Below are 8,122 nucleotides of genomic sequence, written 5' to 3'. Positions count from 1 at the left end.
CGTCGCGCACATGCGCGGCGAGGACCTGGGTGTGTTCACGCACGGCACGGTGGAGATCCTCAACCCCGAGGACGGTGAGGCGGCCTCGGACTGGCCAGACCTGCTCGGGTACTTCAAGAACTTCTACGGCGACGACGCCTTCGACTGGGACAACGACGTGGTTTTCTACCGGCTGCACCCGCACTGGATGACAGTCTTTGCCCCCGATGTCGCGAAGATCACCGCCAGGTGATCATAGGCTCGTGAGTCACAGCCACTCGTTGATGGCTGCGACCAGCACGGTGGCCTCATAGCGGACGGCGAGCTTGTCGTATCTCGTGGCGACCGCGCGGTGGCGTTTGAGACGATTGATTCCGCACTCCACCGCGTGGCGCTCTTTGTAGTCGGCCTTGTCGAACTTCGGCGGCCGACCTCCGTGGGAACCGCGCTTCTTGCGGTTGGCGATCTGGTCGCGCTTCTCCGGGATCGTGCAGCGAATGCCGCGCTTGCGCAGGTAGGCGCGGTTCGCGCGGGAGCCGTACGCCTTGTCGGCACGAACCGTGTCCGGTCGGGTGCGCGGGCGGCCCGGCCCGAGCCTGGGCACCCGGATACGCCCCAGCACCACCTGGAACTGCGGGGAGTCACCGCGCTGCCCGGCTGTGATCACCAGTGACATCGGCTTCTGGGCCTGCTCGACCGCCAGGTGGAGCTTGGTCGTCAGACCACCCCGGGAGCGCCCGAGCCCGTGGTCGTCCGGCTCGGTGAAGACGCCACCGGGCGGCTCGACCTGCAGATCCCCTTTTTGCGGGCACCCGCCGCATGCTGGTGGGCGCGGGCGATGGTCGAGTCCACCGAGACGTCCCAGGTGATCAGCCCCTCGGCGTCGGCCCGGGCTTGCAACTGCTCGAGGATGCGGTGCCAGGTGCCTTCCCGCTGCCAACGCCGGAACAGGCCGTAGACCGTCTCCCACGGGCCGTACCGCTCGGGCACATCCCGCCAGGGAGCACCAGCGCGGGTGCGCCAGCGTATGCCGTCTATCAACTGCCGCTTGGTGTGCACCGGCGGCCGTCCGGGCTTCCTCCCGACCGGGAGCAGGGGCTCCAGCTTCGCCCACTGCGCATTCGTCAGATCGTGCCTCCCCATGAAGTGGATCTTGACACATCAAGATCCACTTCTGAAACGCACCCTAGATTGCCCGCCATGACTGAGCTCGGGCCCGTCGCCTGGCCACCTGCCCCGATCAGGACCGAGCGGCTCGTACTCCGCGAGTCCGAGGCCCGGGACCGTGCGGCGGTCATCGAGCTGAACGCCTCGCCAGAGGTGGGTACCTACCTCGGCGGCCCTCGACCGCGTGCTGAGCTCGAACGCACGGTGCCCGAGGTACCCGGGCAGCGCCCTGGCTTCTTCGTGGTCGAGCTCGACGGAGCAGTGATCGGCACGATCGAGCTCGACCCACGCCCCCGAGCTTCCGGGCAGCAACCGCCGTCGGGAGGCCGGGGGGACCGAGCTCGGCTACTTGTTCCTGCCGCAGGCGTGGGGACGCGGGTACGCCACCGAGGCGTGCACAGCGGCACTCGACTGGTTTGCCGGTGCGCTGCCCGGTGAGCCGGTGGTGCTCTACACCCAGACCGCCAACGCCCGCTCGATGCGCCTCGCGGCGAAGCTGGGGTTCACCGGGTTGGAGCGGTTCGAAGCGTACGGCGCCGAGCAGTGGTTCGGCGTGTGGTCCTAGGTCACGCCGCCCGCTTGACCTCGTGCCCGGCGGGTGTCACGTTGTCACGCTCTCCCCTGAGCTCTTCTGATGGGCCCGGATCGGGCCGTTTCCCGAGGGCGTTATCCGGACTCGGACGGTACGGGCTGCTGGGCACACCGGCCGAACCGGGGCCCGCGGCTGGTGGGCCATGTGGTGAGCCCGGCCTGCCTGAGTCCGGCTGTGGAGTCGCGGCGGCCGTCAGGCCGATGACCGCCGTGCCGAACGGCACCGGATCGCGGCCGCTGTCGCACCGCACCGTCTTCATCCGGTGCCGGGCGCCGGTGGACTTCACCGGATTGTCGCCGCGCTTGTTCGAGGCCTGTTTGGCGGCCTGCAACGGCACTCGGGCCAGGTCGACACCGCTGTGCTCTTCGGTCCCGCTCACGCCGCGCCTCGCCCTTGCGTCTCATCCAGTTCCTGCGCGCGGTGGCGGGCGCACACCGTCCGGGTTGGTATGGCCGGGCGGTCGCACGGAACGCCGTTCCAGCCCGCGCACGCTATGGGCTCCCCCGGCACGCCGACCGTATCGGTTCGCCACCGCAGCGCACGCCATCGTGCGGCAGGACGCCGGGCCTGCGCGTCGATCTCTTCCCGGCATTGAGCCAGCTGGATCCGGCTGGCGACGGTGTGAGGGTGGTCGGTGCCCAGGATCCGGGTGCGATCGGCGGGATTCCGCTCGTGCAGCGTGACGGCACCGACGTGGTCGCCGATGAGGCGCAGGGCCACAGCGAGGTTGTGCCAGCTTGTCAGCGTGCTCGGGTGGTCGGGGCCGAGCAGGCGGATGCGGTCGGCGAGTACGGCCTCGTGCAGGGCGAGGGCACGGTGCCCCTGCCGAAAACCTCATCCGCACTGGTGGGAGCCGTTGTGGGGGTGGGCGGGGCCTTCGGCTCGGGCGTTCGAAATGGGCCCCTCGCGCGGCCGGTGGCCTCCGGCATGATGGCTGATCGTGCTGCTGCGACTGGCTTATCTCGCCGTGACGAACGCGTTCGCCATACTGCGCCTGCTGCCGATGAGCGATCGGGACAAGGACGCGGAGCTGCTGGCCCTGCGCCATCAGATCACGGTGCTGGAGCGGCAACTCGGCAATGAGAAGGTCCGGTTCACGCCGGGTGATCGTGCGTTTTTGGCGGCGTTGCTGCACCGGCTAGCGTCGGAGACGGTGCGCAGGGTGCGGTTGCTGGTGCGGCCGGACACGGTGCTGCGCTGGCACCGTGACCTGGTCGCCCGCCGCCACGCTGCCGACTCCCGGCCGAAGCGCTCGGGAAGCCCGCGGACCGTGCGCTCCATCCGGCTCTTGGTATTGCGGCTCGCACGGGAAAATCCCAGTTGGGGGTATCGCCGCATCCACGGTGAACTGCTCGTTCTGGGGATCAAGGTGGCCGCGTCCACAGTCTGGGAGATCCTCCAGGAGGCCGGGATCGATCCGGCGCCCGAGCGGAGTTCCAGTACGTGGGCGGACTTCCTGCGTTCACAGGCCGACGCCCTGTTGGCGTGCGACTTCCTGGAGACCGTCACGCTGTCCGGGGCGCGGCTGTATGTGTTCGCGGTGATCGAGCACGCCAGCCGGCGGATCCGGATCCTGGGTGCCACCGCGCACCCGACCGCATCTTGGGTGGCACAGGCCGCGAAGAACCTCGTCATGGACCTCGAGGACGCCGGCTGCCGGGCACCGGCTCCTCATCCGGGACCGGGACGGGAAGTTCCCCGCCCTGTTCGACACCGTCCTGAACGATGCAGGATCGAGGTGGTGCCCAGCGGCGTGCGGATGCCGAGAATGAACTCGATCATGGAACGGTGGGTGCAGACCTGCCGACGGGAATTGCTGGACCGCACCTTGATCTGGAACCAGCGACACCTGCTCCACGCACTACGGGAGTTCGAAGAGCACTACAACTCTCACCGCCCCCATCAGGGCATCGCCAACGCCCGCCCGCTAAACCCGTTGCCCACGCCGATCGCCGATCCGGAGCAGATCACCCGCCTCGACATACGACGATGCGATCGCCTCGGCGGCCTCGTCCACGAGTACCAACATGCCGCGTGACCTCGGCGGATGAGGTTTTCGGCAGGCGCAAGGCCAACAGGACCTTCAGCTCTCCCGCACGGGAGGAGCTGGAGGAGCTGGAGGACTGTTGAAGGTGATGCCGGAGAAGTCCCGGCCTGTGGATCGCCTCCAGTCACAAAGGGTCCGTCACGAGCTGACGGACCTCACGAACGATCGAGGTTAGGTCTCGAGCACCGCTCCGGCCAGGTGATGAGAGCGGACTGCGACCGGACCATAAGGCCCGGCCGTGAAGTTGTCGGTAGCGCCGGAACAGCGAGTCCATGACGACGGCGGCTAGCAGTACACCACCGGTGATCATGAGCTGCACGGACGCCTGGATGCCAAGGAGCGCCACCCCCGAAGCGATCGACTGGATGACCAGCATGCCCAGTACTCCCGACCATGGCGTGCCGTATCCGCCGAACAGGCTAGTACCCCCGATGACGGCGGCCGCGATGACATCGACGACGAGGCTGCCGCCGCCTGATGCCTGACTCACTGACGTGATGCGGGAGGCGATGAACAGGCCACCGATGGCGGCCATCGCCCCGGAGAGGATGAACACCGAGATCCGCACCGCTGCCACGTTGAGGCCGAAGCGGCCGGCCGCCTCGGCACCACCGCCCAGCGCGAGGACCTTTCGCCCGTAGGTCGCGCGGTAGAGGACGAAGTCCAGCCCGGCGACGACTGCCAGGAAGATCAGGAGGGCCAGTGGCAGTCCTTGGAACCGGTTGAGAACGATGACGGCGCCGAAGGCGACCACTGCGAGTACACCGGCGCGTATTCCGATGCCCGAGAGCGACCGGCTGAGCATTCCCGACGCCTTGTAGTGCTGCTCATACTTCCAGGAAGCCAGAAAATATACCGCCACGCCGAGTCCGGCCAGCCCGTACGCGGCCGCCCCGTCCACATAGGTCCTTGTCAGGCGGCCGACCAGACCCCCTGCATCGAGGGTGATACTGCCGGTGCCGTCCAGAAGGTAGACCATCAGCCCGTTCCAGCCCAGCAGTCCCGCGAGGGTGACGGCGAAGGAGGACACCCCGATCCGGGCGAAGAAGAACCCGTGGACGGCTCCGGTCGCCGCACCGGTAAGTACCGCCGTGATGACGGCAAGCCATTCCGGCAGACCGTGATTGACGGCCAGCAACGCGAAGACGGCCGCCGCGAGTCCGCTGACCGCTCCGATGGACAGATCGATCTCGCCGACCAGCAGCACGAAGATCAGGCCGGTGGCGATCAATCCTGGCCCCGCCATGTCGACGCCGATGTTGGAGAGGTTCCGCGGCGAGAGGAAATTACTGTTCAGCGTCTGGAAAACGACACAGATCGGAATGAGGCACAGGACAACAGGGGCCCAGCGGGACTCACCGCCGCGTAGCTTGCCGTAAAAGGCGGCCACGTAACTCCGGAAGCCCTTTGCTGTCATCACCGCTTTCGCAGACGGCTTCGTTGCGGCGCCGGTGCGGATCGTGACGACGGTGGTGTCCTTCTTCGTGCTCTTCACGCTTGCGCACGCTCCCTCGCTCAGAGGTCCATCTCTGCCGCGTCCGCCTCGCGGTGGGTCACAGCATTGTCCGAGGCGCCGGTGATGGAGGAAACGATCTGTTCGTAGGACGTGGTGTTCACGTCGAAGAAACCGTTGTTACGTCCGTGGCGGAGCACCGCGATCCGGTCGGCCACGGCCTTGACGTCCCCCAGGTTGTGGCTGATGAGAAGCAATCCGAGGCCTTTGTCCCGCAGTTGCTCGATGAGGTCGAGAACTTGGGCGGTCTGCGGGACGCCGAGCGCGGCGGTGGGCTCGTCGAGGAGCAGGACCTCGGGCCGACCGAGAAGCGAGCGGCTGAGGGCGACGGCCTGTCGCTGGCCTGACGAGAGGGAGGCGACGGGCCGGTGCGTATCCAGAACGCCGAAGGACAGGGTGCTCAGCAGTTCCCGCGCCTGGCGCTCCATCTCCACCTCGTCGAGGATGCCGAACCGCTGTATCTCGCGGCCGAGGTAGAGATTGCCGACGACGTCCAGGTTGTCGCACAGCGCCAGGTCCTGGTAGACGGTGGCGACACCAAGGGCAAGCGCGTCGTTCGGGCGGTTGACGTGGACCGTCCGGCCTTTCCACTCGATGACACCCGCGTCCGCAGGGCTGACGCCCGCGATCACCTTGACGAGCGTGGACTTGCCGGCACCATTGCCGCCCAAAAGGGCAACGACCTCGCCGGCGTTGATGTCGAGTTGGACATCGGTGAGCGCCGCCACGGCGCCGTACTGCTTGGAGATTCCGCGCAATGCCAGCAGGGGTACAGCCGCAGCGTGGCCCATCTTCCTTCTCCTTCTCCTCACTCTGGATGCCGTCGGTTCGGCTCCTGGCCCGAGCGCCGCTCGTGACGGGTAGCAGAGCCGGGAGACTCGGGGCGGGACCCGTCAGGATTCCGCCATCAGGTGAGTCCGGCCTTGTTGCAGGCGCTCTTGAGTTCCGGGGTGCATATCTGACGGATCGTGTAGGCACCATCCTTGACGACGGTCGACTTGACGTTGGCTACGGTGACCGGGACTGCGGTGAGCAGGACCGATGGGATGTCCTTGGTCGTCCGGCTGCTGATTCGGTTCTTCCCAATAGCGGTGGCCTTCGCTCCCCGGCCCAGAGCGACCGCCATCGTGGCCGCGGCATCGGCCTCCAGCCTGTACGACTTGTAGACGGTCATATACTGGTCGCCGCTCACGATGCGCCGCACCGCCGCCAGGTCGGCGTCCTGGCCTGTGACCGGGGGCAGCGGGTGGATACGGGCGTCCTTGAGGGCGGAGATCACACCGTCGGAGAGGGCGTCGGTGACGGCGAGTACGCCCTGGATGTGGCCGTCGCCCAGCCTGGCGATCGCGCCGGACATGACGGCGTAGGCATCGCCTGCGTTCCATGCTGCGGCGACGTAGGGTTTCGTGACCTTCCCAATGCCCTTGAGCTCGGACAGTGCCGGCTGCTGGTCCGAGACCCTCGGCCCCTCCACTCGGACGATCCGGCCACCGCGCGCATCGCCGCTCAGGGCCTTGCGGAGCGTCTCCCCCAGAATCCTGCTGGTCTGCTCCCCGTCGAAGGAAACGAAGGCCGAGACCGGGCCCTCGGAAAGGTTGTCGTAGGCAACGACCGGTATGTGCGCGCTGTGCGCCTCCTCGACGGAGGAGCGGAGCGACCCCGTGTCGACGGCGTCGAGGACCAGTACGTCGACCCGATTGCTGATCATGGCGTCGACTTGCTGATGCTGGGCGATCGCATCACCGCGGGCGTTGGCGTAGTCCACGGTGCAATCCGGGCACAGTTCCCGGACCTTCGCCTCGATGAGCGGCTTGTCGAATTGTTCGTAGCGAGGCGGCTGGTTCTCCGGAAGCAGGAGGCCGATCCGCAAACCGCGCGCGGGCGGGACGCTACCGGCCGGGCCGTCTCCCGCCTGTCCGCAAGCCTCGAGACCGATGGCCAGGCACAATGCCACTCCGGCGACAGCAGCGCCGCGCAGACGAACTCGCCACGTCGTCCGCGGACCTCGGCGGCCGCATGCGGAGCGTGAGACCAGGCAACCGTACGGGGTGCCCGGGTTCACTGCCTTACCGGTTCTGCACATGACGACAATGGCCCGATATCGACATCACTGGCTTTTCACATACTAGTCTCCGCGATCGTGCTCCACATCCCGCCGATGGAGCGGCCGGGGGCGTCGCCTCAGCGGGGGGAGTCCGCGGGCTCCTGCCGGTGAGCGGTTCTACGCGCGGGCGGCGGAGCGGTGCTCGCCCGGACCACGAGGTGCGTGGGGACGTGCCGCCCAGCGTCCACGGTCTCCCCCGCCAGCAGTGACAGGACCATACGTCCGGCCAGCACACCCTGTTCACTTACCGACTGTGCGACGGTGGTCAGGTCGGTGGGCCCGCGAGGGGATGGTCGTCGATGCCGATGACGGAGACATCCTGCGGCACGCCCAGGCCGGCGCGGCGCAGGGTGCGCATCGCCCCGAGCGCGACCTCGTCGGAGTGCGCGTACACGGCGGTGGGGGGGTCCGGCAGGCTCAGCTGCTGGGCCATGGCGTCGGCGCCCTCTTCCCCGCCCCAGGGCACGGTGACCACCAGGCGCCGATCAGGGGCGATTCCCGCCTCCTCCAGAGCCCGGTAGTAGCCGGCCTCTTTGCCGTCGAACCGTGCCTCCCACTCGGGCTCCAACGCGTTCAGCGGCCGCCGTCGACCTGGTAGTCGATCACCCTCACTGTCACCCCGCCCGGATGGGAGCGCCGCTGCCCGGCGAGATTCATCCGGGTCAGATATGTCCCGTCAGGCAAGACCTCCATGGGCTCGCGGCGACGAAGGTGCGGGCT

The 8,122-nt window shown here is 67.8% G+C and carries 5 protein-coding genes and 4 pseudogenes; 3 read left to right on the top strand and 6 right to left on the bottom strand.

All coding sequences use genetic code 11. The annotated features are described in order from the left end of the window. Window positions 1-232: pseudogene (locus VIW71_RS08760) on the top strand (pyridoxamine 5'-phosphate oxidase family protein); the annotation flags it as partial. 15 nt (window positions 233-247) lie between these two features. Here the strand turns inward: VIW71_RS08760 and VIW71_RS08755 are convergent. After that, a protein-coding gene (locus VIW71_RS08755) for an IS5 family transposase (RefSeq protein ID WP_414720700.1) occupies window positions 248-1,122 on the bottom strand; the annotation gives its coding sequence in 2 pieces (ribosomal slippage) (window positions 248-732 and window positions 732-1,122; 876 coding nt in all). 57 nt (window positions 1,123-1,179) lie between these two features. Between VIW71_RS08755 and VIW71_RS08750 the strand changes: the two are divergent. Further along, a pseudogene (locus tag VIW71_RS08750) lies at window positions 1,180-1,711 on the top strand (GNAT family N-acetyltransferase). Between the two features lie 402 nt (window positions 1,712-2,113). On the opposite strand, the pseudogene VIW71_RS08745 reads toward VIW71_RS08750, so the two are convergent. After that, window positions 2,114-2,554 (bottom strand): annotated as a pseudogene (locus tag VIW71_RS08745) (tetratricopeptide repeat protein); the annotation flags it as partial. 124 nt (window positions 2,555-2,678) lie between these two features. On the opposite strand from VIW71_RS08745, the pseudogene VIW71_RS08740 reads away from it, so the two are divergent. Next, window positions 2,679-3,776: pseudogene (locus tag VIW71_RS08740) on the top strand (integrase core domain-containing protein). A gap of 133 nt (window positions 3,777-3,909) precedes the next feature. On the opposite strand, the gene VIW71_RS08735 reads toward VIW71_RS08740, so the two are convergent. The 4 genes from VIW71_RS08735 to VIW71_RS08720 form a co-directional block, all read right to left on the bottom strand. After that, window positions 3,910-5,202 (bottom strand): sugar ABC transporter permease, encoded by a 1,293-nt coding sequence (locus VIW71_RS08735; RefSeq protein ID WP_414720701.1) that lies wholly within the window; start codon window positions 5,200-5,202, stop codon window positions 3,910-3,912. Between the two features lie 98 nt (window positions 5,203-5,300). Then, a complete protein-coding gene (locus VIW71_RS08730; protein ID WP_331621470.1) occupies window positions 5,301-6,089 on the bottom strand; it encodes an ATP-binding cassette domain-containing protein in 789 nt (262 codons plus the stop codon). Between the two features lie 116 nt (window positions 6,090-6,205). After that, window positions 6,206-7,252, bottom strand: a complete 1,047-nt coding sequence (locus VIW71_RS08725; protein WP_331621469.1) for a substrate-binding domain-containing protein — start codon at window positions 7,250-7,252, stop codon at window positions 6,206-6,208. A 415-nt stretch (window positions 7,253-7,667) separates the two neighbouring features. Further along, window positions 7,668-7,970: a substrate-binding domain-containing protein gene (locus VIW71_RS08720; protein WP_331621468.1), complete on the bottom strand. Its 303-nt coding sequence runs from the start codon at window positions 7,968-7,970 to the stop codon at window positions 7,668-7,670. Between the last annotated feature and the right edge of the window lie 152 nt (window positions 7,971-8,122).

This window comes from Streptomyces sp. (assembly GCF_036524955.1).
Taxonomy (GTDB): domain Bacteria; phylum Actinomycetota; class Actinomycetes; order Streptomycetales; family Streptomycetaceae; genus Actinacidiphila.
This window is presented reverse-complemented; position numbering and strand designations above follow the sequence as displayed.

Bases quoted from the DNA above. Each gene is read 5' to 3' on its own strand.
- VIW71_RS08735 (WP_414720701.1), bottom strand. From the start codon at position 5,202: ATGACAGCAAAGGGCTTCCGGAGTTACGTGGCCGCCTTTTACGGCAAG.
- VIW71_RS08730 (WP_331621470.1), bottom strand. From the start codon at position 6,089: ATGGGCCACGCTGCGGCTGTACCCCTGCTGGCATTGCGCGGAATCTCC.